Here is a 22,975-nt window from a genome sequence, read left to right on the forward strand (position 1 = left end):
CGCCTGTGCCAGATCATCGGCGACCGGCTCGCCGAGCACGCGCGGGGCGGCGGTCTCGGCGGCGCGCCCCTCACCGGCATCACCGTGACATTGCACGAGTCGCACATCGCGTGGGCGTCGTACGAGGTCGAGCTGTCGTGACCCCACCGCCCGTCGTCTGGTTCGTCGTCCCCAAGGGCATCGACGACCCGGCCCGGGTGAGCGGCGGCAACGTGTACGACCGCGAGGTGCGCGACGGCCTCCGCGACCGCGGCTGGACGGTGTCGACCGTCGAATGCGCGGACAGCGCGGGCGTGGCATCCGCTCTCCGTTCCGCTCCCGACGGAACACTCGTGCTCGTCGACGGGCTCGCGGCCGGCTGGGCGGCCCCCGAGGTCGAAGCCGCAGGGGAGCGGCTGCGGGTCGTGGTGCTCGCGCACATGCTCGTGGCGGCATTCCCCGATGCGACCGAGGCGCAGATCGAGGCGGAGAGACGGATGCTGCGCCACGCGCACCGCGTGATCGTGACGGGTCGCTGGACCGGCGAAGAGGTGGCGCAGCGTGGTCTCGCCGACGTCGATCGCATCACGGTGGCCGCGCCCGGCGTGCGAGCGGCCGACTCCCCCGAGCCGGAGCACGACACGGCGCTGCTGTGCGTCGGCGTCGTCGCGCCGCACAAGGGCCAGGACCTGCTGCTCGAAGCGCTCGACCGGTTGCCCACGAAGGACTGGACGTGCACGATCGCAGGTTCGACCGACTCGTATCGCGGGTTCGCCGAGAGGATCGCGCAGCGAGCGGGGGACTTCGACGGACGGGTCCGCCTGCCCGGCGTGCTCGTCGGCGACGCCCTCGCCGACGCCTACCGTCGCAGCGCGCTGCTCGTGGCGCCGTCGCGTGTGGAGAGCGCAGGCATGGCGATCGCGGACGCGCGCGCGCGAGGCATGCCCGTCGTGGGCACCGCCGTCGGCGGCATCCCCGACACGGTGGTGGGCGGCGGGGCGATCCTCGTCCGCCCGGACGACCCCGACGCGCTCGCGCACGCGCTCACGTCGTGGATGACCGAACCCGGGCTGCGCGAGCGCCTTCGGGCGGAAGCGCTCCGTGCGCGCGAGCACCTGCCGACGTGGGATGACACCCTCGCCACCATCGCCGACGTCTTGGAGGCCGCATGACCTCGATCTCGGTCGCTGCTCCCGACTGGCTCGCCCAGCGAGCATCAGCTGACGACCGGTCCCGCTCGGTCGGACTCGCCGAGCAGTTGGCGCGGATGCTTCCGTCCGGCCCGCTCGTCGTGCACGACCTCGGCGCGGGCACAGGCGCGATGACCCGCTGGCTCGCGCCGCGCCTCGGCGGTCCCCAGCGGTGGGTCCTGCGCGACGGCGACGAAGGCATCCTCAACCACGTCGACCTCTCGGAGACGACCGATGCCCACGGGAACCCCGTCGTCGCCGAGGCGACCGTCGAGGATCTGACGTCGCTCCCGCTCGACGCGTTCCACGGTGCGTCGGCGGTCACCGCATCCGCCCTGCTCGACGTCATCACCGTCGAAGAGGCCGCGAACATCGTCGCCGCATGCGTCCACGCGCACACGCCCGCGCTGTTCAGCCTGACCGTGACGGGCGGCGTGCGCATCGAGCCGCATCTCCCGCGCACGAGCGGCATCGAGGGTGACCTCGCCGCCGCGTTCAACGATCACCAGCGACGCGAGACCGCCGGGCGCCGGCTGCTCGGACCGCACGCGGTGCCCCTCGTCGCCGCCCTGTTCGAGGCGGCCGGGTGGAGCGTGCGGCGCGCGTCGACGCCCTGGCGGCTCGACGCATCCGACGGCCCTCTCATCGCGCAGTGGCTGGACGGATGGCTGACCGCCGCCGTCGAGCAGCGGCCCGACCTCGCCCGACCTGCCGACGAGCTGCGGCGCGCCCGCCTCGCGCAGAACGCCGTCGGACGGCTGCGCGTGACGGTCTCGCACGAGGACCTTCTCGCCTGGCCGCCGCAACCCCCTGGGACCGGGGGCGCGTACGGGGGAGGATAGCGACATGAGCGAGCGACCGTACGTCACCCTCAGCTGCGCGATGTCGATCGACGGATGCCTCGACAGCACCGCGCCGCAGCGGCTCGCCATGTCGAACGCCTCGGACCTCGACCGCGTCGACGAGGTCCGCTCGCAGAACGACGCCATCATGGTCGGCGCCTCGACCGTGCGGCGCGACAACCCGCGACTGCTCGTGCGCGACCCCGACCGTCGCGCGCGGCGCGTCGCGGAAGGCAAGCCGTGGTCGCCCGCCAAGATCACCGTGACCTCGACCGGCGACCTGCCGCCCGACGCGCACTTCTTCACGACGGGCGAGTCGCCGCGCATCGTCTACTGCCCGGACGGCCTGGTGGAGTCGCTGCGCGACGTGCTCGGCGACCGCGCGACGGTCGTGGGGGTCGGCGAGCAGGTCACGATGGCGGCCGTGCTCGACGACCTCGCGAGCGCGCAGGGCATCCGCAGCCTCATGGTCGAAGGCGGCGGCACCGTGCTGACGCAGTTCCTCGAGGAAGACCTCGCCGATGAGCTGCACCTCGTGATCGCGCCCTTCTTCGTCGGAGAGCCGCGCGCCCCGCGCGCCTTCGGTGCCGGCTCTTTCCCGTGGACCGCCTCGCGTCGCGCCCGTCTCGCGGGCAGCGCGCAGATCGGCGACGTCGTGCTGCTGCGATACGCGCTGTCGGATCGCGTCGGAATGCTCGACGGCGAGCGGTCGCTGCCCGAGGCCGGGTGGAGGCCCGTTCCCTACCGGATGCCATGATCCCGATCCCGCGAGCGGACACGGGCGCTCTCGGCACGCGGGGGCGTCTGGGGCTCGGGGTCGCGATCGCGGTGCTCGTCGTCGTGCCGCTCGTGCCGGGATTCGTCGAGCACGGCACGCCGCTCGGACTCGTGCGCATGCCGGCCGAGTCCCTCGTGGCGCTGCTCGTGCTCGCGCTCACTCCGTGGCGCGCGCTGCGGTGGATCGTCGCGGCGCTCTTCGGGGCGTTCGTCGTGGCCGCCATCGCGCTCGCCGCGATCGACAGCGGCTACCGGGCGGCGGTCGGGGCGCGCTTCGTGCTCATCGACTGGCCGCAGCTCGGCGACGCGTACGGCGTGCTCGTCGACTCGATCGGCGAGCTCGCGGCATCCGCGGTCGTCGTGGCGATCGTCGTCGTGCTCGTCGGCACCGGCGCGACGCTCGCGTGGGCGGCGATGACGACGGATGCGGCGCTCCGCCGCCGCCCGCGCCGCGGACGCACCGCGCTCGCGACGGTGACGGCCGCGTGGATCGTCGCGGCGCTCGTGGCGGTGCCGGTCGGCGGTGCGGGGCAGGTGGCGGCCGCGGCATCCGCTGATTCGATCGGATCCGCTGCCGCACGCACCGAGGCGACCCTGCGCGCCCAGGCGGACCTCGCGCGACGCATCTCAGACGACGACTTCGCGGATGTCCCGTCATCACGCCTGCTGACCGCGCTGCGTGGGAAGGACGTCCTCCTCGTGTTCGTCGAGAGCTACGGCAAGGCGGCACTGCACGGCACCCCGGTCTCGCGCGGCGTCGTCGAGGTGCTTCGCGAGGGCGAGTCCGCACTCGCCGACGACGGATACGAGATGCGCAGCGCGTGGCTGACGTCGCCCACCTTCGGCGGTGTGAGCTGGCTCGCGCACGCGACGCTGCAGAGCGGGCTGTGGGTCGACACGCAGGCCGACTACGCCGCGGTGCTGCGAAGCGACCGGCTCACATTGAGCCGTGCGTTCCGGCAAGCCGGGTGGCGCACGGTCGGTGTCGTGCCGTCGAACATCCGTGCGTGGAACGAGGGCCGGGAGTTCTACGGGTTCGACGCACTCTACGACACGAGGAACCTCGGCTACCGCGGGCCGAAGTTCGGGTACGCGCGCGTGCCCGACCAGTACACGCTCAAGCGGTTCGCCGACCGCGAGCTGGCGGGGGAGCATCCGCCCGTCATGGCCGAGATCGATCTCGTGTCGTCGCACTCGCCATGGGCCCCGCTGCCGTCGCTCGTCGAGTGGGGCGAGCTCGAGCGCGACGCGATCTTCGACAGGCAGATAGGCGCGAGCAGAAACGCGGCGGAGGTGTGGGAGAGCCCGGCGACCGTGCGGCGGTTCTATGCAGATTCGATCGAGTACTCCCTCGGGTCGCTGTTCTCGTTCGTCGAGCGCGTCGACGACCCGGAGCTGGTGGTCATCGTGCTGGGCGACCACCAGCCGAACGCGATCGTGAGCGGTGAGGACGCCGACCACGACGTGCCGGTACACGTGATCGCGAAGGACCCCGCGGTGCTCGAGGCGATCGCCGCGTGGGGATGGGAGGACGGGCTGCATCCGGATGCCACGGCTCCTGTCTGGCGCATGGACGAGTTCCGCGACCGCTTCTTCGAAGCGCTCAGCGTTGCGCGCTGATCAACCGCGAAGCGCCTCGCTGAGCCAGCGCGCGTACGCGTCCCACGGCGAGGCCTTGGCCGAGATCGACCGCACGTGTTCGAGCAGCTCGTCGTCGGCCCGGAACCACTCGCCGCCCTCGCGCAGGTGCGCGAAGCGGCGGTGCCGCTCCTGCTCGACGGCGCGCCCGCCGCGCTCGAACGCCAGCAGCTCGTCGTGCCAGATCGCACCGAGGCGCCGGCGGGGCTGCGACGACGTGCCGATCTTGATGCGGTCGGCGTACCGGATGTAATAGACGACGTCGATGCGGGGGAGCGGCAGATCCGCATCCGGCACATCGCCCACGCGCCAGCCGCACACCGCGCACGACCAGCGCCCGGCGCGGCGCTCGCCGCGCGTCGCGCCGCACAGCACGCACGGGCCCGGCATCTCTCGGCGCATCGCCATGCCCGAAGAGTACGACCGACCTCCGACGCGGGCGCGATACGGTCTCGGAGGGCAAACCACGAGGGAGACGACCGTGACCGCAGCCGGCGCCAACTGGGCGGGCAACCTCACCTACAGCGCGCGCGAGCTCGTCGCGCCGGCGACGATCGACGAGCTGCGGCGGGTCGTGGCATCCGCCCCTCGGGTCAAGGCGCTCGGCTCGAGACACTCGTTCAACCGCATCGCCGACACCGACGGCGTCCTCGTCTCGACGGCTGCGCTCGGCGGCGAGCCCGAGCTGGACTCCGAGCACGCCCTCGTGCGCGCCCCCGCGGGCATGCGCTACGGCGAGCTCGCGCGGTGGCTCCAGGAGCGAGGGTGGGCGCTCGAGAACCTCGCGTCGCTGCCGCACATCTCGCTCGCGGGAGCCGTCAGCACGGGCACGCACGGATCGGGCGACCGCAACGCGTCGCTCGCCGAGGCGGTCGAGGCCGTGGAGTTCGTCGGCTCCGACGGCGACGTGCATCGCCTCGCGCGGGACGATGCCGACTTCGGCGGCGCGGTGGTCGCGCTCGGTGCGCTCGGCGTCTCGACGGCGCTCGAGCTTCGCGTCGAGCCGACGTTCGACGTCGCGCAGACGGTGTATCCGGATGCCGCGCTCGACCGCGTGCTCGAACGATACGACGCCGTCACCGCGGCTGCCTACAGCGTGTCGCTGTTCACGACGTGGCAGGACCCCGACCGCGTCGACCAGATCTGGGTGAAGGACCGCCCCGGCCGGCCCGGCCCCGGACTGCCGGATGAGCTGGGCGTCTCACCGGCGGGGAAGCCGCTGCATCCGCTCCCCGGTGTGAGCGAAGAGCCGTGCACGACGCAAGGCGGCGTGCCCGGCCCGTGGCTCGCGCGTCTGCCGCATTTCCGGCTCGAGTTCACCCCGTCGGCGGGCGACGAGCTGCAGTCGGAGTACCTCGTGCCGCGCACCGTGGGCGTCGCGGCGATCGAGGTGCTGCGCGGGCTCGCGGCGCGCATCGCGCCGCTCCTGCAAGTGTGCGAGCTGCGCACGGTGGCGGCCGACACGCAATGGCTCGCGCCGTCGAGCGGTCGCGACAGTGTCGCCCTGCACTTCACGTGGAAGCCGCTGCAACACGAGGTGGAGGCATTCCTGCCCGAGCTCGAGTCGGCCCTCGCCCCCTTCGACGTGCGACCGCACTGGGGCAAGCTCTTCGACACGACCGCGGCCTCGCGCCTGCCCGGCCTCTACCCGGAGTGGGCGCGCTTCGCGGGCCTGCGTGACCGTCTCGACCCGCGCCGGGTCTTCGTCAACGGCTTCCTCGAGGCGATCGGTCTCTAGGGGGAGCGGGTCAGAGCTTGACGGATGCGTCGAGCAGCAGCCGCACCGCCTCGGTCACGGTCTGCGACAGGATGTGCTCGGGGTCGCCGTTCAGCCGCAGCGCACGGTGGCCGTGCGACCCGTCCATGGCCCACCCGATGTAGACGGTCCCGGGCGGATGACCGTCCTGGGGGTCGGGTCCGCCCACGCCCGTCGTCGAGACGGCGACGTCGGCCTTCATCGCCCGCAGCACTCCGACCGCGAGCTGCTCCGCGCATTCACCCGACACGGGGTCGAGGCCGGGCTCGACGCCCAGCAGCCCCTCCTTGACGCTCGACTGGTACGCGACGACCCCGCCGGCGAACCAGTCCTCGGCTTCGGGCCCCGCACCGATCGCGCTCGCGACGAGCCCGCTCGTCAACGACTCCGCGACCGCGACCCGCACGCCGCCGGCCAGCGCGATGTCCGCCAGCAGCACGACCCAATCGATGCCCCCCTGGTCGGACTCGGTCACATTCGTCCCCGCATTCGCGCCCACGTCAGAGTCCTCCATCGTCGAAACGATACGCCGCCGTCGCGATCCGCCCTGGGGGTTGACAAACGGCCCGCGGCACGGGCGGGCCCCCGTGTGCGGGGAAGGTCGACAGCCCGGCGCATCCGTGTCAAGCGCCTGGGAGACATCGGGCACGACGCGTACCGTGGCGCACATTCGTCACGAAGGAGACAGTCATGACCGATTCCCCGGGCGCGGACCCGCGCCACTCCCAGCCCGACGACGGGTTCGCCCCGCAGGAGCAGGAGCAGCCGGGCACGACCGACCAGACGCGGCCCACTCCCGACCACGGCGAGGAGTCGTACCGCGGATCCGACAGGCTGCGCGGTCGCCGTGCGCTCATCACGGGCGGCGACTCGGGCATCGGCCGCGCCGTCGCGATCGCGTTCGCGCGCGAGGGCGCCGACGTCGCGATCGTCCACATGCCCGAAGAGCAGGAAGACGCCGACGAGACGGTCGGCTGGATCGAGAAGGCCGGATGCCGCGGCCGCAGCTTCGCGGGCGACATCCGCGACGAGGGGTTCGCGACCGGCATCGTCGACCGCACCATCGCGGAGCTCGGGGGCCTCGACATCGTCGTGCTCAACGCCGCCTACCAGAAGGATCGCGAGTCGCTCGGCGACCTCACGACCGAGGAGTTCGACCGGGTCTTCCGCACGAACCTCTACGGCATGCTGTGGACCGCTCGTGCCGCAGTCCCGCACCTCGAGCCGGGCTCGTCGATCATCGTCACGGCGTCCATCCAGGCGTTCGACCCGTCGCCGCACCTGATCGACTACGCGATGACGAAGGCCGCACAGGTCGCCTTCGTGAAGGCGCTCGCCGAGCAGCTCGGCGAGAAGGGCATCCGTGTCAACGCCGTGGCGCCCGGTCCGATCTGGACGCCGCTCATCCCCGCGACCGGCGGCGACCCCGAGTGGATCGAGGAGTTCGGCCAGGACACGCCCCTCGGCCGTGCGGGGCAGCCCGCCGAGCTCGCCGGCGCGTACGTCTATCTCGCGTCGGACGCCGCCACCTACACGTCGGGCGCCGTGCTGCCGGTGACAGGCGGCAAGGGGCTGTGAGACGACCCGGCGCTGAACGGGCCGAAGGCGAGACGAAGCGCCCGCGGAGCATCCGGCGGATGCTCCGGTGTCAGGCCACGGAGTAGGGTTGCCGTCATGGCGACGACCCCACCAGGCTGGTACGACGACGGACACGGCGCGCTGCGCTGGTGGGACGGCACGCGCTGGACGGAGCATGCGCAGCCGCTTCCGGCACCGGATGCCGCGCCCGCGGCATCCGCGTCGACCGAAGTGGCCGCACCGATCGGCGACAAGCCGGTCGTCGAAGAGGTCGAGGTCGTCGAGTCCCTCGAGCAGCTCGAGGCGGCGACGGCGGCGCCCGCGCAGGAGCAGCCCGCGGTGCCCGTCGGGTATCCGCCCGTGCCGCCGCCCCCGCCGGGCGCGCAGGGCGCCGCTCCCGTGACGTATCCCGTCACCGGCGGACCGGGCTACCCGCAGTCCACGTACCCCGGCGGCTACGTCGGCGCGCCGGGACAGACCGGAGGCTTCATCGCGGCGACGGAGCCGAAGAAGTCGAAGACGTGGATCGCCTGGCTCGTGATCGGCATCGTCCTGCTCCTGCTCGTCGCCGCGGCTGCCGTGATCATCCCGCTCACGCTCATGATCAGCAGCTCGTCCGGCGTCGGCCCGTCCGGCGAGGATGAGACCGCCGCCGTCGCGACGGTGGAGCTGTACGACGACGCGTGGTCGGCGAGCGACTGCGACATGTTCGTCGCCGCGACGACCGAGTCGTTCCGCGAGAACATCGGGCTTGCGACGTGCGAGGACTTCGAGCTCGCATCAGCCGACTTCGGCTCATCCGTGCAGGGCTACGAGATCACCGTGACGGACATCGCACACGAGGACGGCTCGATCATCGTCTCGACGACCGAGCACTACGAGAGCCTCCTCGATGAGACCGGCGAGCCGGCCGATGTGCCGATCCCGCTCGAGGACCACTACGTCTACACGCTCGTCGAGAGCGGCTCGGATTGGCTGATCGACGGAGCCAGGACCGAGGAGTGACCGCCGCGGAGGGCACCCACCCGCGCAGGTCGGTGGGCTTCTTCGCCGCGTGCATCGGCACGGGCCTCGCGGCAGGGCTCCTGTCGGGTCTGTTCGGCGTCGGCGGTGGGACCGTCATCGTGCCGCTGCTCGTGCTGTTCCTGCACTTCGACCAGCGTCTGGCCGCCGGCACGTCGCTCGCCGCGATCGTCCCGACGGCGGCCGTAGGCGTCATCTCGTACGCCGTGCACGGGGCGGTGGCGTGGATCCCGGCGATCATCCTCGCCGCAGGAGCGGTGATCGGCGCGCAGATCGGCACGTGGCTGCTCCATCGGCTTTCGCAGGTCGTGCTGCGTTGGGGCTTCGTCGCCTTCCTCGCCGTCGTGATCGTGAGTCTCTTCGTCGTGATCCCGTCGCGCGACGCGCAGCTCGAGCTCACCTTGTGGACGGGACTCGGCCTCGCGGCCCTCGGCGTCGTCACGGGTGTGCTCTCGGGGCTGTTGGGCGTGGGCGGCGGCGTGATCGTCGTGCCCGCGCTGCTGCTGCTGTTCGGCACGAGCGACCTCGTTGCGAAGGGCACGTCGCTGCTCATGATGATCCCCACCGCGATCTCGGGCACGGTCGGCAACCTGCGGCGCAGGAACGTCGACATCGTCGCGGCGCTGTGCGTGGGTGTGGCCGCGTGCACGACGACGGCGCTCGGCGCGTGGATCGCGACGCTCATCGACCCGTTCGTCGGGAACATCCTGTTCGCCGCGTTCCTCGTGGTGGTCGCGGTGCAGATGGCGCTCAAGGCGATCCGCGTGCAGCGGCAGCTGCGCGGCCGGAACGGCTGAGGCATCCGCATCGGCCCGAGGCCCCCAGGTGCGGCTCAGTAGGATGTCATGGTGCCAGTGAACCCCGAGCTCGTCGGGCGCGTCTTCCCTCCGACCGCGCCCTACCTCGTCGGCCGCGAGAAGGTGCGTGAGTTCGCGCGCGCCGTGTTCGCCGATGATCCGCAGCACACCGACCCGAGCGCGGCGAGGGCTCTCGGCTATCCCGACGTCGTCGCACCGCCGACCTTCGCGATGGTCATCCAGGACCAGACCCTCCAGCAGCTGCTCGCGGAGCCCGACTCGGGCATCGAGCTGTCGCGCGTGCTGCACGCCGAGCAGCGCTTCCGCTACTCCCGCCCGATCGTGGCGGGCGACGAGCTGACCGCGACGCTGTCGGTCACCGGCATCCGCTCGGTCGGCGGCAACGCGATGGTCACGAGCGAAGCAGAGATCACGGATGCCGCGGGCGGTCACGTCGTGACCGCCACCTCGGTGCTGCTGGTCGGAGGTGACGAATGAGCGAGCTGATCGTGGGCGACGTCGTCGCCCAGCGCGACGTGCACCTCACGCGCGAGTCGCTCGTGCGGTACGCCGGGGCGTCCGGCGACTTCAACCCCATCCACTACCGCGACGACATCGCCGCCGAGGTCGGCCTGCCGGGCGTCCTCGCGCACGGCATGCTCACGATGGGCCTCGCGGTCGAGACGATCGTGCCGTGGCTGGGCGACTCCGGCCGCATCCTCGAGTACGGCGTGCGCTTCACACGTCCGGTCGTCGTCGACGCCGAAGAGGGCGCGACGCTCATGGTCGTCGCCAAGGTCGGTGCGATCGCGGACGACGCCGTGCGAATCGACCTCACCGTGACGCACGGCGAGGTTACCGTGCTCGGCAAGGCCCAGGTGCGCGTGCGCCCGCTCGCCGCGTAGCCCATGCCCGACGTCACTCCCATCCCGCTCGCGCAGCTGACCACGCTGCGCACCGGCGGCACGCCCACGCGGATGATCGACGCCCGCACGAAGGGCGAGCTCGTCGCGGCGCTGCACGAGGCGTGGACCGAAGACGGCGCGTGGCTCGTCCTGGGCGGCGGGTCCAACCTGTTCATGGGCGACGGGCCGTTCGAGGGCACGGTCGTACGCGTGCTGACCCAGGGCATCGAGCGGATGCCGTCACCGCGGCCCGGCTTCGCGAGGCTCACGGTGCAGGCGGGCCACGACTGGGACGACCTCGTGGCGTACGCCGTGCGCGAGGGGCTCGCCGGCATAGAGGCGATGTCGGGGATCCCCGGCACGGTCGGCGCCGCGCCCGTGCAGAACATCGGCGCGTACGGGCAGGAGATCGTGCAGACGCTCGTCGAGGTCGAGCTGCTCGACGAGGGCGCCGCCGAGCCCGTCGTCGTCCCGGCATCCGAGCTCGGACTCGGCTTCCGCACGTCGGTGCTGAAGCACCACTACGGATCCGCGCCCGCGCGCACCGCCGTCATCCTGTCGGTGACGCTCGAGCTCGAGGAGATCGGCCACGCGGAGCGCCCGATCGAGGGGGAGCAGCTGCGCTCCGCGCTGGGCCTCGACGAAGGCACCGGGGCATCCCTCGCGTGGGTCCGCGGCCACGTGCTCGAGACGCGCCGGCGCAAGGGGATGGTGCTCGACCCGAACGACCCCGACACCTACAGCGCGGGCTCGTTCTTCCAGAACGCGATCGTGTCCGCGTCCTTCGCGCGGACCCTCCCGCCCGAATGCCCGCGCTGGCCGCTCGAGCCCGATCCCGACAAGTTCCTCGTGATCCCGCTCGACTCGTTCGACGGGTACGTGCCGCCACCGGCGGTGCACGATCCCGCCGTCAAGGTCAGTGCCGCGTGGCTCATCGAGCACTCCGGCATCCGCAAAGGCTTCAAGCTGCCCCGCTCGCGCGCCGCGATCTCGACGAAGCACGCGCTCGCCCTCACCAATCGCGGTCAGGGCACGGCGGCCGAGCTCGCCGAGCTCGCGCGCTTCATCCAGGGGCGCGTGCATTCGGAGTTCGGCCTCATCCTGCAGCCTGAGCCCGTGCTGGTGGGCGTGGAGTTGTAGGCAACGGCCTGCGGCGCGTGGCATCCTGACGGTACCGGCGGCGCGGGGGCGCCCGTGGGAGGGGCGGAATGGCGAAGGCGACCACATTCTTCGCCGGTCTTCGCGACGCGACGGCAGATCTGCTGACGTCGGGTATCAGCGTCGACCTGCTCGGCCAGCCCGGCTCGGGGCGCAGCACGCTCGTGACGTCGGTGAGCTCGGCGCTGGTCGAGTTCGGCTGGGATGTGGTGCAGGTGCGCGGGGTGGCCGCACTCGCCGACCGGCCGCTCGAGGCTCTCGCGCTCGCGGAACTGGTTCGACGCCCGGCCCAGCGACCGGAGTCCCCCGTCTCGGCGACGGTGGAGCGCCTGCGTTCCGCGCTGGCGGGGGGCCGAACGGTGCTCGTGGTCGACGACGCCGACGACCTCGACGTCACCTCCGCGGGGGCGATCGCGGCCGCACACGGTCAGCAGCCGTTCCCGGTGCTCACGACGTCGCGCCCGCGGCCCGCATACCGGCAGGCGCCGGTGACCCTGCGCTCCTCGATCCGACCCGGAGTCGTGATCGACATCCCGCCGCTCGACTTCGTCGAGGTCCTCGCGATCCTCGCCGACATCCTGCCCGGAGAGATCGAGCCCGACACGGTGGCGCGCATCGATGCCCTCTCCGGCGGTCTGCCGAACCTGATCGTCTCCGTGGCGACCGCCGCGCGCCACACCGGTCGCATCCAGCTGGTCGACGGCGTGTGGGTCGCCGGTGCGGACCTGTGGACCCCGGGACTCACCCGAGTCGTGCAGACGCTCATCGCCGATCTCGGAGAACCCGCGCTCGAAGCGCTGCAGATGCTCGCGCTGGCCGGGACGGTCTCGGTGTCGATCGCCGCGGAGCTGGTGGGCTGGGAGGCGCTGGAAGAACTCGACGCATGCGGCCTGCTCCGGTTCGTCCCGCGCGGGGACGACGTCGTGCTCGGGATCTACCCGCCTCTCGTCGAGGAACGCTATCGGCGTCCGCCGCTCGGCGCACGCAGCTTGCACTTCAACGCCCGGATGGCCGCCCTCCTCGACCCGTCCGAGGCCTCGAAGCCCGGTGCGACGACCCTCCTGCCGCCCGCGGTGACCGCCCCCTGGTTCAGGCCCGGCGACGCCGCACCGGACGAACCGCGGTTCGAGCGCAGGCATCGCGACCCGGAGGTCGCCGAGCAGTCCGACACGGTGCACGTCCGTCTCATGCGCGAGCACTGGCACAGGCAGCTTCTGCTGCGGCGACGCGAGTGGGAGCGCAACCCCGCGCCTGGGACGGCGGCTGCGTACCTCCGCGCGCTCCTGGTGAGCAACGCCGAGGTCGAGACGATGCTCACGGTGGTGGCGCAGACCCGTCCCACGAGCGATCAGGCGCAGATGGCCGACCTGTACCGCTGGCACGCGCTCGTTCTCGCGCACGCTGCCGGCGACCTCGCCGAAGCCCGCGCACTGCTGGAGCGCGCGGCCGGCGAGGTCGGTCCGTGGGCCGAAGTGCTGCACGCGGTCGAGGACTACCTCACCCTCACGCTCGACCGGCTTCCGGAACCGCGGGCGATCGATGGCGGGCGCACGGATACCCGCCAGTTCTCTGCGGCCGTGTCCGCCGCGAGGCACGTCGCCGCGGGCGAGGTGCCGGAAGCGCGCGCCGCGCTCGCGGGCGGAGAGTGGACCGATCCGGACATGATGCGAACGCGCGACGTGGTCCGGGGCATGCTGCACCTGACGGCCGGAGAGGTGGAGGAGGCGCTCGCGTGGAGCCGTCGGCGCATGGAAGAGGCCCGCGACGCGCTCGACCCGGAAGGGGTCTACGGGCACGCGTACGTGGCGGCGAGCGCGCTCATCTTCGGCGGTCGGATGAACGAGCTGCGAGTCATGCTGGGGAACGTGCTGTCGACCGGACTGACGTCGTCGGTGCAACGGCACTATGCGGACTCGCTGCTCGGGCTCGCGGCCGTCCTCGCCGCTCGAGATGGCCTGACCGTTCCCGACGCGTCGTATTACCGATACCTCCGGTCGGCAGCGAGTTCCAGCACGCTGCCGCTGCCGGCCTGGGCGATGACTCGCGCGGACCTGGCTCTCGCGGATGACGACGCCGAGGCGGCGGACCACCTGTGGGAGGCGGTCCTGGGCTATCTCGACCGGGGACTGCTCGTCTCCGCGGTTCTGCTCGGCGGTGTCGCACTGGACCTGAGTCCGGACCCGGACCGTGTCTCGCTGCTGCGTCGAGCGGTCGGCCGACGACCCGCCGGGATTCTGGACGCCGTCGTCACCGTGGCCGAGGCGGCCGTCGACCCCGACCCGGTCGCGGGAGCACGACTCGGCGAGCGCCTGATCGACTCCGGCCTCGTCTCGCTGGGCGTGAGGGCAGCAGGGCACTCGATCCGCCGACTCCGCGCATCGGATGCAGGTCCCGACTCCCGCGCGGTCTCGGATGCGATGGTGCGGCAGCTTCACGCCAAGGGCGTCGACCCCGATCCGCTGCTCGGCGCCCTCGCACCCACGCGGCAGCTGTCGCCGCGCGAGCAGCAGGTGGGAAGCCTCGTAGCCCACGGCATGTCGAACACGGAGATCGCGCGCACCCTCGGCATCACTCCGAAGACGGTGGAGAACCACCTCAACAGGATCCTCCGCAAGCTGGGTGCCACGGATCGCTCCGAAGTGGCGCGGGTGTTCCGCGGCTGATGCGCAAGCCGTCATCCGCCCGATCCTCGGAAACGCCGATCAGGGGCCGGACCCGAAGGTCCGACCCCTGACGAGCGGTCATGGTGCGACGACCGCACTCGGCGTCAGCCGACGTCGGCGAACCGGCGCACCGCCACGAGTCCCGCACCGAGGGCCACGAGCAGGCCGGCTCCGAGGAGCAGGCCCATCTGTCCGTCGGCACCGGTCACGGCGAGCGTCTGCGTCTCGGTCGCGGGAGTCTGCTCCACGGGGACCTGCTCCGCGGGGACCGGGTCGATCGTCACGTAGCGGCCGTAGCGGTACTCCACGTGGGTGAGCTCCTCGACCGGATCCACCGTGTAGGCGAAGCGGAATTCGGTGTGCCCCTGCTCCGGAACCGCCGGGCGGTAGTCGGGGTTGGGCACCTCGATCATCGGCTCACCCTGAGCCGGCACCGTCTCTGTGCGGTTGACCGCCTCGAGGTAGAACCAGTCGCAGTTCCCCGAGTTGCCGTTGCTGCGGTAGTAGGCGCCCTCGACGCCCACGCCGTGCGGGTCGCCCTCGGTGTTCGCCTGCCAGTCCGCGCCGGGCCAGGCCGGCTCTTCATCCGCGGTCAGCGGGGCGCCGGTCCAGCTGTACCGCTGCCAGTGGTCGAACACCTCGACCGTGTGCTCGGGCACGTACTCGGGGTTCTCGATCCACATGGTCGGCTCGCCCTGCTCGGGCTGCGCCGGCACGTCCACGACGTAGCGGTCCGCGATCCGGGTCCAGCTGCGGCCGTCCTCCGGTGCCTCCGTGACCCAACCGGTCTCCTCATATTCGCCCGGCACTCCCGGGCGGTCGATCACGGTACGGGTCTCGATGACTTCCCAGCCGTCACCGGCAGGTGCGGCGGTGAGCCACGACGTCTCTTCGTAGCGGGTCGTCGCTTCCGCGGCGACGGGCGCGTCGGCGGGCATCGGGGGCTCTGCGGCGGATGCCGGGGCGGCTGCTCCGACCGTCAGGACTCCCATCAGCAGGAGGGCCACTCCGGCCGCCGGCATCATCGTCTTGCGCATTTCTCTTCCCCCTTTTCGGATCTGTTGCGTTGACTTCACGATCCGCCGGTTCAGCGGGGCCCCACGTCGCGGGTGGTCTGTCTGGGGGTGGACAGTCGCGAATTGGGTGCATCCCCGGTTCGCGGAGCGCCCCGTAGGGGAGGGGGACGGGTCACGGCGCGTCGGCTCGAACCGCGCGCTTCAGGTGCGCTTCAGGCGCGATCCGCCACGATGGAGGCATGCGCGTGCTGGTCGTCGACGACGAGGTCCGCCTCGCCGACGGGATCAGGCGCGGCCTGGAGGCGGAGGGCTTCGCCGTCGATGTCGCCCACAACGGCGTCGAGGGGCTCTGGTACGCGCGCGAGAACGAATACGCGGCGATCGTGCTCGACATCATGCTCCCCGGCATGAGCGGCTACGCCGTGTGCCGCACGCTCCGCGACGAGGAGAACTGGACGCCCGTGCTCATGCTCACCGCGAAGGACGGCGAGTGGGACGAGGTCGAGGGCCTCGACACCGGGGCCGACGACTATCTCACCAAGCCGTTCTCGTTCGCGGTGCTGCTCGCACGCCTGCGCGCACTCGTGCGACGCGGTGCCACGGCGCGACCGGCGACGCTCTCCGCCGGCGACCTCGTGCTCGACCCGGCGCGCAGGACCGTCACGCGCGCCGGTGCCTCGGTCGACCTCACGACCCGCGAGTTCGCGGTGCTCGAGTTCCTGCTGCGCCGCGCGGGCGAGGTCGTCTCGAAGTCGCAGATCCTCGCGGGCGTGTGGGACTTCGCGTTCGACGGCGATCCGAACATCGTGGAGGTCTACATCGGGCACCTCCGTGCGAAGGTCGACCGCCCGTTCGGACGCACGTCGATCCGCACCGTGCGGGGCGCGGGCTACGTGATCGGCGACGACGGTGGCTGAGGCGGAGAACGCGCCGAAGCGGATGCGCCGGCGCGCCGGCATCCGCACCCGCATCACGGCGGTCAGCGTGGGCGCGGTCGCCCTCGCGCTCGTCATCGGGGCGATCGGCTTCTGGCTGACCCTGCGGTCATCGCTCTACGGGCAGCTCGACCTCGCCACGCGTCAGGACGCGGCCGCGTTCGCCGCACAGGCGGACGACGTCGGCCCCGAAGCGCTGCCGGAGGTCGACGACGACCGATTCTGGCAGCTCATCGACCGCGACAGCGGCTCGATCGTCGCGGCGAGCGACCTCCTCGAAGACCTGAGCCCGATCGCCGATCGCGAGGGGAACGTCCCGCCGTTCGTCTCCCTCGGCGACGACGGGGTGTTCGCGGTGGCGGCCGAGCGTGAGAGCGGCGACGCCATCGTCGTCGCCGGCCGCTCGACGACGACGATCGAGGAGACGCTGGGCTCGGTCGCGACCCTCCTGACGATCGCGGTGCCGCTCATCGCGCTCATCGTCGGCATCACGACGTGGGTCGCTGTCGGCCGCGCGCTCGCACCGGTCGAGCGCATGCGCCGCCAGGTCGACGCCGTCACGGCGAGCGACCTGTCGCAGCGCGTCGAGGATCCCCGCACAGGCGACGAGCTGGGCAGGCTCGCGCACACGCTCAACGACATGCTCGCGCGACTCGAGGACTCCCAGCGCGCGCAGCGACGATTCATCTCGGATGCGTCGCACGAGCTCAAGTCGCCCCTCGCCGTGCTGCGCCAGTACGCCGAGGTCGCCGCCGCGCACCCCGATCGCGTGACCGCGAGCGAGCTCACCGAGACCGTCCTCGACGAGGGACAGCGCCTCGAACGGCTGGTGCAGGGCATGCTCGTGCTCGCGCGCGCCGACGAGCACGCCCTGACGATCACGGCGGTCGACGTCGACCTCGACGACGTGCTCTACGCGGAGGCGCAGCGTCTGCGGGCGCTGGGGAAGGTCGAGACGGATGCCTCGGCCGTCCGCCCTGTGCGCGTGCACGCCGACGCCGGCCTCGTGCGCCAGGCCTTGCGCAACCTCGTCGACAATGCCGCGCGGCATGCGTCCGCGCGCGTGGTGCTCGCCTCGGAGGTCGCCGACGGCATGGCGCTCGTCACGGTGGACGACGACGGTCCCGGCGTTCCCGCCGATCAGCGCGAGCGCGTCTTCGAGCGGTTCGTGCGGCTCGACGACGCCCGCTCGCGCGATGCGGGCGGAAGCGGGCTCGGCCTCGCGATCGTGCGCGAGATCGCCGTGCGCCACGGCGGCGGGGCCCGCATCGTCGAGTCTCCGTTCGGCGGCGCGAGGGCCGAGCTGCGCCTGCCGCTCGCACCCGCGGACTGACCGCGATCCCCGTTTCAGGACGCTTCAGGCTGGCTTCAGCATCGCCGCGAGATCGTGGAGACCTCGACAGAGGAGGACACCATGAACAAGCGCACGATCGGATTCACCGCGGCGGCCATCGCGGGGGCCGCGGTCCTGACCGGCGGCGCGGCCATCGCCTTCGCGGCCGGTTCGGCGCCGACCCCCGCCACGAGCCTCGCGGGCACGTCGACCCCCGCCTCCGACTCGCCCTCGCCGTCCCCCTCGGCGAGCTTCGACCACGACCGCGTCGCGGCCGCCGACATCGACCGCGCGATCCAGGCCGCGCTCGACGCGGCGGGACCCGGCACGGTGATCGAAGCCGAAATCGACGACGACGCGACCCACGCGTACGAGATCGACATCCTGCTCGACGCGGGCGGCGTGGCCGAGGTCAAGCTCGACGCGGCGTTCCAGGTGGTCTCGGTGACTCCGGACGACCGCGGCGGCGACCGCGACCGTCGCGACCGGCGTGGTCGCGACGACGACTTCGACGACCGGGATGACGACGACGAGCTGCTCACGGACGCGGCGCGCGTGCACGCGGCATCCGCTGCCGCCCTCGCCTACGTCGGGGCGGGCCGCGTCGTGAGCGTGGAGCTCAGCGATGACGCCGACCACGTCTATGAGGTCGAGATCGAGTTCGACGGCGGCGACGACGTCGACGTCGATCTCGACGCGTCGTTCACCGTCATCCGCGCAGACTGACCCCAGGGCTCGCGCCCCCAGCCGCGGCCCGTGCCCCACGGAGCCACAGCGACGGAACCGTCAGGCCGGGCAGTTCGGGCAGGAAGTTCAGGCGCATGCGGCGCGGCCGTACGACGTGATCTGCCAGTCGTCCAGCGCGCGCTCACGGTGGCGCCGCTTGGCGTCGGCCTCGGTCTGGACGAGCTGCATGATCTCGTCGAACCCGGGCGTGCGGTCGCCGGCGGCGAGTGCCCGGATCATCGAGCTGCGCAGGGTCTTCGGCGAGGCCGCCAGCCATGCGGCGGTCCAGCGCAGCAGCAGCGTCGATTGCAGGAACAGCCATGTCGTGAACTGCCACGGGCGCACGTCGTCGATGCCACCCGGCGCGGCGACGACCAGCCGGCGCACGCGATCCGGGTGGTGGAGGGCGAACCCGAGAGCCACGCCGCCGCCCATCGAGAGGCCGACGAGGTCCGCCTGCTCCCCTCCGACGTGGTCGAGCAGATCGACGAGCACGTCTTCCAGCCGGGGCTGATCCACGATGCCCGTCCAGGGGCGCGACCCGCCGTGGCGGGGGAGGTCGATCGCGATCACGTCGCGGTCGGACGAGAGTCTGGGCATGACGTCGCGCCACAGCAGGGGAGCCGTGTCGTACATCGCCCCGTGCAGGAGGATCACGGGGGTGCCGGTCGCGGTCCCCGCGCGGTACACACGAACGGGGCCGCCGCCCAGCGTGACGTCGTCGTATGCGTCGAAGACGCTCATGTCCGTCCCCCTCCGGGTCGTGCGCGTTCGTTCTCGAGCTCCGCGATCTGCCGGTCGAGAGCGTCGATGAGGCGCAGGTGGGCGTCGCGGATGCTCCGCTCCGCCGTCGCGGCGTGGGGGCGGGTCTCCCAGCCGGCGGCGATCATGTCGCTGAACGTGTCGACCGTCGCCCGCAGGCGCTCGGGGAGAGGGACCCGATCGCGGCGGCCGCGTTGACCAGGCCGATGGCGAAGACGCCCAGCACTCCGGCGGCTTCCGCCGGATCGACGTCCTGACGGACGAGTCCGGCGTCGCGCAGCTCGGTCAGGTGGTTGACGAGCCAGTCCATCCGCTGCGCGTACCGGGCGGGGCCCTTGTCGCGCACGTAGGCTCCGAGCACCTCTGAGCCGGAGAGGTGGAACGCGAGCATGAGCTCGTCGGCGAGCAGCGCCTCGAGCGAGTACCGGTACAGCGTCGACAGCGCCACCGGGGCAGCGGAGTGTCAGGCGAAGAGGTCCTGGAGGCGGCGGACCCCTTCGAGCAGCGCATCGTCGCCGAGCGCGTACGACATCCGCACGTATCCCGAGGGCCCGAAGGCCTCGCCCGGGACGACCGCGACCTCGGCCTCGTCGAGGATGAGGTCGGCGAGCTCGAGCGACGTCTCGACCCGCTTGCCGCGCCACTCGCGACCGAGGAGTCCCGTGACGTCGGGGTACACGTAGAACGCGCCGAGCGGCCTCGGGACCGTCACACCCTCGATCTTCGACAGCTCGTCGACGATCACGCGGCGGCGGCGGTCGAACGCCTGACGCATGTGCTCGACCTCGTCCTGCGGCCCGGTGAGCGCCGCGAGCGCTGCGCGCTGGGCGATGTTGTTGACGTTGCTGCACAGATGCGACTGCAGGTTCGCGGCGATCTTGATCGCGTCGGCGGGACCGACCATCCAGCCGAGGCGCCACCCGGTCATCGCGTACGTCTTGGCGACGCCGTTGACGAGGATCGTCTGGTTCGCCGCATCCGGCACGGCCTCGACGATCGAGACCGCCCGCACTCCTTCGTAGACGAGGTTCTGGTAGATCTCGTCCGAGATGATCCAGATGCCGTGCTCGACGGCCCACTCGCCGATCGCGCGCGTCTCCTCGTACGAGTAGACCGACCCGGTCGGGTTCGACGGCGACACGAACACGAGCGCCGTCGTGCGTTCGGTGCGGGCTGCTTCGAGCTGCTCGACCGTGACCTTGTACTCCTGGTCGGCGCCCGCGAAGACCTCGACGGGGATGCCGTCGGCGAGGCGGATCGCCTCGGGGTACGTCGTCCAGTACGGGGCCGGCAGCAGAACCTCGTCGCCGGGGTTCACGACCGCCTGGAACGCCTGGTACACGGCCTGCTTGCCGCCGTTCGTCACGATGATGCGCGACGGCTCGACCTCGAGGCCCGAGTCGCGCAGCGTCTTGGCGGCGATCGCCTCGCGCAGGACAGGGAGACCGGCCGCAGGCGTGTAGCGGAAGTTCGCGGGATCGTGCAGCGCCTCGGCCGCCGCATCGACGATGTGCCCCGGCGTCGCGAAGTCGGGCTCGCCCGCCGCGTACGAGATGACGGGGCGCCCGGCCGCCTGGAGCGCCTTGGCCTTGGCATCGACCTTGAGCGTCGCAGACTCGGCGATCGCGGACAGCTTGCGAGACAGGGGAGCGCGTTCGGTCACGCGTACGAGCGTAGTCGCGACATCGCGGTTTCGGAGGGCCGCTCGACGCGGTACGGTGAGCGCGTGGGAGCGTGGATCTGGAGCGCGATCGCCTTCGCCATCGTCCTGGTCATCGCGGGCGGCATCACGTGGTGGCTCGCCAAGGGCTGTGTCGTGACCATCGTCGGCGCGGTCGGTGCGATCGTCGGGAGTCTGCTGTCGCTGGGCAGCCTCCTTCTGCTGCTCGACGTCGAGACGGCGATGCGCGTCTCCTACACGCTCATGGGGGTGTCGGGCGTGTGGCTGCTCGCGTGGGCGTTGGCCGGCGGCATCCGGGGCCAGCGGAACGCGAGGGCGGATGCCGCGGCCGAGGCCGCACCCGTCCCCGCGCGCATCGTCGAGTACTGAGCCGTCCGGGCGAGCCCGGCATCCACCGAATGGAGGATGCCGTCTCCCACTGATGACCGCTGGGGCGCACCCGCGCGCGGCGCGATCGTGGAGTCATGGAAACCAACGCGGTGCGGGTGCGGAACCTGCGCAAGGTGTACGGAAACCGGACGGTCGTCGACGACGTCTCGTTCGACATCGAGCGGGGTGAGACGTTCGCGATCCTCGGTCCGAACGGCGCCGGCAAGTCGACCGTCGTCGAGATCCTCGAGGGCTACCGTCGCCGGTCAGGCGGCGAGGCCACGGTGCTCGGCATCGACCCGGGCGACGGGGGCCTCGACTGGAAGGCGCGCATCGGCATCGTGCTGCAGACGACGGCCGCGACCGGACCGGTCACGGTGCGCGAGCAGCTGCGGGAGTTCGCCGGGTTCTACCCGAACCCCCGCGACGTCGACGAGGTGATCGCCGCGATCGGCCTCGAGGACCAGGCGAAGACGCGCGTCTCCAAGCTCTCCGGCGGCCAGCAGCGCCGCGTCGACGTCGCGATGGGCATCATCGGGCGCCCCGAGCTGCTGTTCCTCGACGAGCCCACGACCGGTTTCGATCCCCACGCACGGCGCGAGTTCTGGGACCTCATCCGCTCGCTCAAGGCCGAGGGCACGACGATCCTGCTCACGACCCACTACCTCGACGAGGCGGCTCAGCTCGCCGACCGCGTCGCGGTCATCGCGAACGGGCGGGTGCGCGCGACAGGGCCCGTCGACGGCTTCGGCGGTGAGCACGCGCGTGTGCCGGTCGTGAAATGGGTCGAGGACGGCGTGCATCGGCACCAGCGTGCGGAGGACCCGTTCGAGTTCGCGACCGCGCTCGCCGCGCGACTGGGCGGGGCCCCGGCCGAGCTCGAGATCGTGCGGCCGAGCCTCGAAGACATCTACCTCGCGCTCGTCGCCGAGGAAGCCGAACACGACGCGGAGCTCGCCGCGGCAGTCGTGATGGGAGCGGCACGATGACCGCCATCGCGCAGCAGACAGGCTCGACCACGCGGTCGCTGTCGCGTCGCAACCTCTTCGCCGTGGGGGCTCAGCGCATCCGATTCGAGCTGCTGCAGTACTTCCGCTCGGGCGACACGCTGTTCTTCACCTTCCTGTTCCCGATCTTCATGCTGGGGCTGTTCAGCATCGCGTTCGGCACCGATGGGGACGTCGTGCTCGCCCCGGGGCTCCCACCCGTCTCGATGGCGGAGCTCTACCTGCCGGGCATGCTCGCGGCCGGATTGCTGCTGTCGGGCTTCCAGAACCTCGCGATCGACATCGCGATCGAGCGCTCGGACGGACTGTTGAAGCGGTACGGCGGCACCCCGCTGTCTCCCATCAGCTACTTCATCGGCAAGATCGGGCTCGTCGCGCTCACCGGCGTGATGCAGGCCACGCTGCTGCTCGCGTTCGCGGCGCTCGCGCTCGGAGTGCGGCTGCCGACCGAACCCGAAGCGTGGATGACGTTCGCATGGGTGTTCGTCCTCGGGATCACGGCTTCGGCGCTGCTCGGCGTGGCGCTCTCGGCGCTGCCGCGGACCGGCAAGAGCGCGACCGCCGTCGTCGTGCCGATCGCCCTCGCACTGCAGTTCGTCTCGGGCGTGTACCTCATGTTCGCGCAGCTGCCGGAGTGGCTGCAGAACGTCGCCGCCCTCTTCCCGCTCAAGTGGATGGCGCAGGGCATGCGAGCCGCGTTCCTGCCCGACGGGTTCGCGGCGCTCGAGCAGAACGGCGAGTGGAACCTCGCCGGAGTGGCGATCGCGCTCGCCGTGTGGCTCGTCGTGGGCCTCGTCCTCTCGCGACTGACGTTCCGGTGGATCCGGCGCGACGCGTAAC

The 22,975-nt window shown here is 71.8% G+C and carries 25 protein-coding genes; 18 read left to right on the forward strand and 7 right to left on the reverse strand.

Translation table 11 applies throughout. From position 1 onward, the window contains the following. The first annotated feature begins 137 nt into the window (after window positions 1-137). From VNR19_RS09590 to VNR19_RS09605, 4 genes are read left to right on the forward strand one after another with little or no spacing between them, the layout of a single operon-like run. Window positions 138-1,151 (forward strand): glycosyltransferase family 4 protein, encoded by a 1,014-nt coding sequence (locus VNR19_RS09590; protein ID WP_325726191.1) that lies wholly within the window; start codon window positions 138-140, stop codon window positions 1,149-1,151. Continuing rightward, window positions 1,148-2,011 carry an SAM-dependent methyltransferase gene (locus VNR19_RS09595; protein WP_325726193.1) on the forward strand — a complete coding sequence of 288 codons (864 nt, stop codon included), beginning with the start codon at window positions 1,148-1,150 and terminating at the stop codon, window positions 2,009-2,011. The genes VNR19_RS09590 and VNR19_RS09595 overlap by 4 nt, the downstream gene beginning before the upstream one ends. Window positions 2,012-2,015: 4 nt before the next feature. Continuing rightward, entirely contained in the window at window positions 2,016-2,768 is a 753-nt protein-coding gene (locus VNR19_RS09600) for a RibD family protein (RefSeq protein WP_325033820.1), read from the forward strand. After that, a complete protein-coding gene (locus VNR19_RS09605) occupies window positions 2,765-4,408 on the forward strand; it encodes an alkaline phosphatase family protein (protein WP_325726194.1) in 1,644 nt (547 codons plus the stop codon). The genes VNR19_RS09600 and VNR19_RS09605 overlap by 4 nt, the downstream gene beginning before the upstream one ends. Here VNR19_RS09605 and VNR19_RS09610 read toward each other — a convergent pair whose 3' ends face one another. After that, complete coding sequence (locus tag VNR19_RS09610; RefSeq protein ID WP_325726196.1) at window positions 4,409-4,834, reverse strand: GIY-YIG nuclease family protein; 426 nt, start codon at window positions 4,832-4,834, stop codon at window positions 4,409-4,411. 73 nt (window positions 4,835-4,907) lie between these two features. On the opposite strand from VNR19_RS09610, the gene VNR19_RS09615 reads away from it, so the two are divergent. Then, complete coding sequence (locus VNR19_RS09615; protein WP_325726198.1) at window positions 4,908-6,164, forward strand: D-arabinono-1,4-lactone oxidase; 1,257 nt, start codon at window positions 4,908-4,910, stop codon at window positions 6,162-6,164. A 10-nt stretch (window positions 6,165-6,174) separates the two neighbouring features. Here the strand turns inward: VNR19_RS09615 and VNR19_RS09620 are convergent, their stop codons facing one another. Beyond that, window positions 6,175-6,696 carry a CinA family protein gene (locus VNR19_RS09620; protein ID WP_325726200.1) on the reverse strand — a complete coding sequence of 174 codons (522 nt, stop codon included), beginning with the start codon at window positions 6,694-6,696 and terminating at the stop codon, window positions 6,175-6,177. A gap of 176 nt (window positions 6,697-6,872) precedes the next feature. Between VNR19_RS09620 and VNR19_RS09625 the strand changes: the two genes are divergently transcribed. From VNR19_RS09625 to VNR19_RS09655, 7 genes are all read left to right on the forward strand, one after another. Continuing rightward, window positions 6,873-7,760 (forward strand): SDR family oxidoreductase, encoded by an 888-nt coding sequence (locus VNR19_RS09625; RefSeq protein WP_325726202.1) that lies wholly within the window; start codon window positions 6,873-6,875, stop codon window positions 7,758-7,760. A 96-nt stretch (window positions 7,761-7,856) separates the two neighbouring features. Next, complete coding sequence (locus VNR19_RS09630) at window positions 7,857-8,765, forward strand: DUF2510 domain-containing protein (protein WP_325726204.1); 909 nt, start codon at window positions 7,857-7,859, stop codon at window positions 8,763-8,765. Beyond that, window positions 8,762-9,580 (forward strand): sulfite exporter TauE/SafE family protein, encoded by an 819-nt coding sequence (locus VNR19_RS09635; protein ID WP_325033827.1) that lies wholly within the window; start codon window positions 8,762-8,764, stop codon window positions 9,578-9,580. Before VNR19_RS09630 ends, VNR19_RS09635 begins: the two co-directional genes overlap by 4 nt. Before the next feature lie 51 nt (window positions 9,581-9,631). Next, window positions 9,632-10,078: a MaoC family dehydratase N-terminal domain-containing protein gene (locus tag VNR19_RS09640; protein WP_325033828.1), complete on the forward strand. Its 447-nt coding sequence runs from the start codon at window positions 9,632-9,634 to the stop codon at window positions 10,076-10,078. Next, entirely contained in the window at window positions 10,075-10,485 is a 411-nt protein-coding gene (locus VNR19_RS09645) for a MaoC family dehydratase (protein WP_325726207.1), read from the forward strand. The genes VNR19_RS09640 and VNR19_RS09645 overlap by 4 nt, the downstream gene beginning before the upstream one ends. A gap of 3 nt (window positions 10,486-10,488) precedes the next feature. Continuing rightward, window positions 10,489-11,625 (forward strand): UDP-N-acetylmuramate dehydrogenase, encoded by a 1,137-nt coding sequence (locus VNR19_RS09650; RefSeq protein WP_325726209.1) that lies wholly within the window; start codon window positions 10,489-10,491, stop codon window positions 11,623-11,625. A gap of 68 nt (window positions 11,626-11,693) precedes the next feature. Continuing rightward, window positions 11,694-14,306 carry a helix-turn-helix transcriptional regulator gene (locus tag VNR19_RS09655; RefSeq protein WP_325726211.1) on the forward strand — a complete coding sequence of 871 codons (2,613 nt, stop codon included), beginning with the start codon at window positions 11,694-11,696 and terminating at the stop codon, window positions 14,304-14,306. Window positions 14,307-14,410: 104 nt separating this feature from the next. Here VNR19_RS09655 and VNR19_RS09660 read toward each other — a convergent pair whose 3' ends face one another. Beyond that, the gene (locus VNR19_RS09660) at window positions 14,411-15,343 is read right to left on the reverse strand and encodes a hypothetical protein (protein WP_325726213.1); all 933 of its coding nucleotides are present in this window, start codon (window positions 15,341-15,343) and stop codon (window positions 14,411-14,413) included. Window positions 15,344-15,561: 218 nt separating this feature from the next. On the opposite strand from VNR19_RS09660, the gene VNR19_RS09665 reads away from it, so the two are divergent. The 3 genes from VNR19_RS09665 to VNR19_RS09675 all read left to right on the forward strand — a co-directional run bounded on the left by VNR19_RS09665 (window position 15,562) and on the right by VNR19_RS09675 (window position 18,316). Next, window positions 15,562-16,239, forward strand: coding sequence for a response regulator transcription factor (locus VNR19_RS09665; protein WP_325726215.1), 678 nt, complete (start codon window positions 15,562-15,564; stop codon window positions 16,237-16,239). Between the two features lie 22 nt (window positions 16,240-16,261). After that, window positions 16,262-17,590, forward strand: coding sequence for a sensor histidine kinase (locus VNR19_RS09670; RefSeq protein WP_414684147.1), 1,329 nt, complete (start codon window positions 16,262-16,264; stop codon window positions 17,588-17,590). Window positions 17,591-17,671: 81 nt separating this feature from the next. After that, the gene (locus VNR19_RS09675) at window positions 17,672-18,316 is read left to right on the forward strand and encodes a PepSY domain-containing protein (RefSeq protein ID WP_325726219.1); all 645 of its coding nucleotides are present in this window, start codon (window positions 17,672-17,674) and stop codon (window positions 18,314-18,316) included. 87 nt (window positions 18,317-18,403) lie between these two features. Here VNR19_RS09675 and VNR19_RS09680 read toward each other — a convergent pair whose 3' ends face one another. From VNR19_RS09680 to VNR19_RS09695, 4 genes are read right to left on the reverse strand one after another with little or no spacing between them, the layout of a single operon-like run. Further along, window positions 18,404-19,060 (reverse strand): alpha/beta fold hydrolase, encoded by a 657-nt coding sequence (locus VNR19_RS09680; RefSeq protein ID WP_325726221.1) that lies wholly within the window; start codon window positions 19,058-19,060, stop codon window positions 18,404-18,406. Then, window positions 19,057-19,206, reverse strand: coding sequence for a hypothetical protein (locus VNR19_RS09685; RefSeq protein WP_325726223.1), 150 nt, complete (start codon window positions 19,204-19,206; stop codon window positions 19,057-19,059). The genes VNR19_RS09680 and VNR19_RS09685 overlap by 4 nt, the downstream gene beginning before the upstream one ends. Beyond that, entirely contained in the window at window positions 19,203-19,526 is a 324-nt protein-coding gene (locus VNR19_RS09690) for a hypothetical protein (protein WP_325726224.1), read from the reverse strand. Before VNR19_RS09690 ends, VNR19_RS09685 begins: the two co-directional genes overlap by 4 nt. Before the next feature lie 15 nt (window positions 19,527-19,541). Continuing rightward, window positions 19,542-20,741: a pyridoxal phosphate-dependent aminotransferase gene (locus VNR19_RS09695; protein ID WP_325031503.1), complete on the reverse strand. Its 1,200-nt coding sequence runs from the start codon at window positions 20,739-20,741 to the stop codon at window positions 19,542-19,544. A 63-nt stretch (window positions 20,742-20,804) separates the two neighbouring features. Between VNR19_RS09695 and VNR19_RS09700 the strand changes: the two genes are divergently transcribed. From VNR19_RS09700 to VNR19_RS09710, 3 genes are all read left to right on the forward strand, one after another. Beyond that, window positions 20,805-21,128 carry a hypothetical protein gene (locus tag VNR19_RS09700; protein ID WP_325031502.1) on the forward strand — a complete coding sequence of 108 codons (324 nt, stop codon included), beginning with the start codon at window positions 20,805-20,807 and terminating at the stop codon, window positions 21,126-21,128. 95 nt (window positions 21,129-21,223) lie between these two features. Further along, window positions 21,224-22,117: an ABC transporter ATP-binding protein gene (locus VNR19_RS09705; protein WP_325726226.1), complete on the forward strand. Its 894-nt coding sequence runs from the start codon at window positions 21,224-21,226 to the stop codon at window positions 22,115-22,117. Then, window positions 22,114-22,974, forward strand: coding sequence for an ABC transporter permease (locus VNR19_RS09710; protein ID WP_325031500.1), 861 nt, complete (start codon window positions 22,114-22,116; stop codon window positions 22,972-22,974). The genes VNR19_RS09705 and VNR19_RS09710 overlap by 4 nt, the downstream gene beginning before the upstream one ends. The last annotated feature ends 1 nt before the right edge of the window (window position 22,975 follow it).

Origin of the sequence: Microbacterium sp., from assembly GCF_035556355.1 — a bacterium.
In the GTDB taxonomy this organism is placed as follows: domain Bacteria; phylum Actinomycetota; class Actinomycetes; order Actinomycetales; family Microbacteriaceae; genus Microbacterium.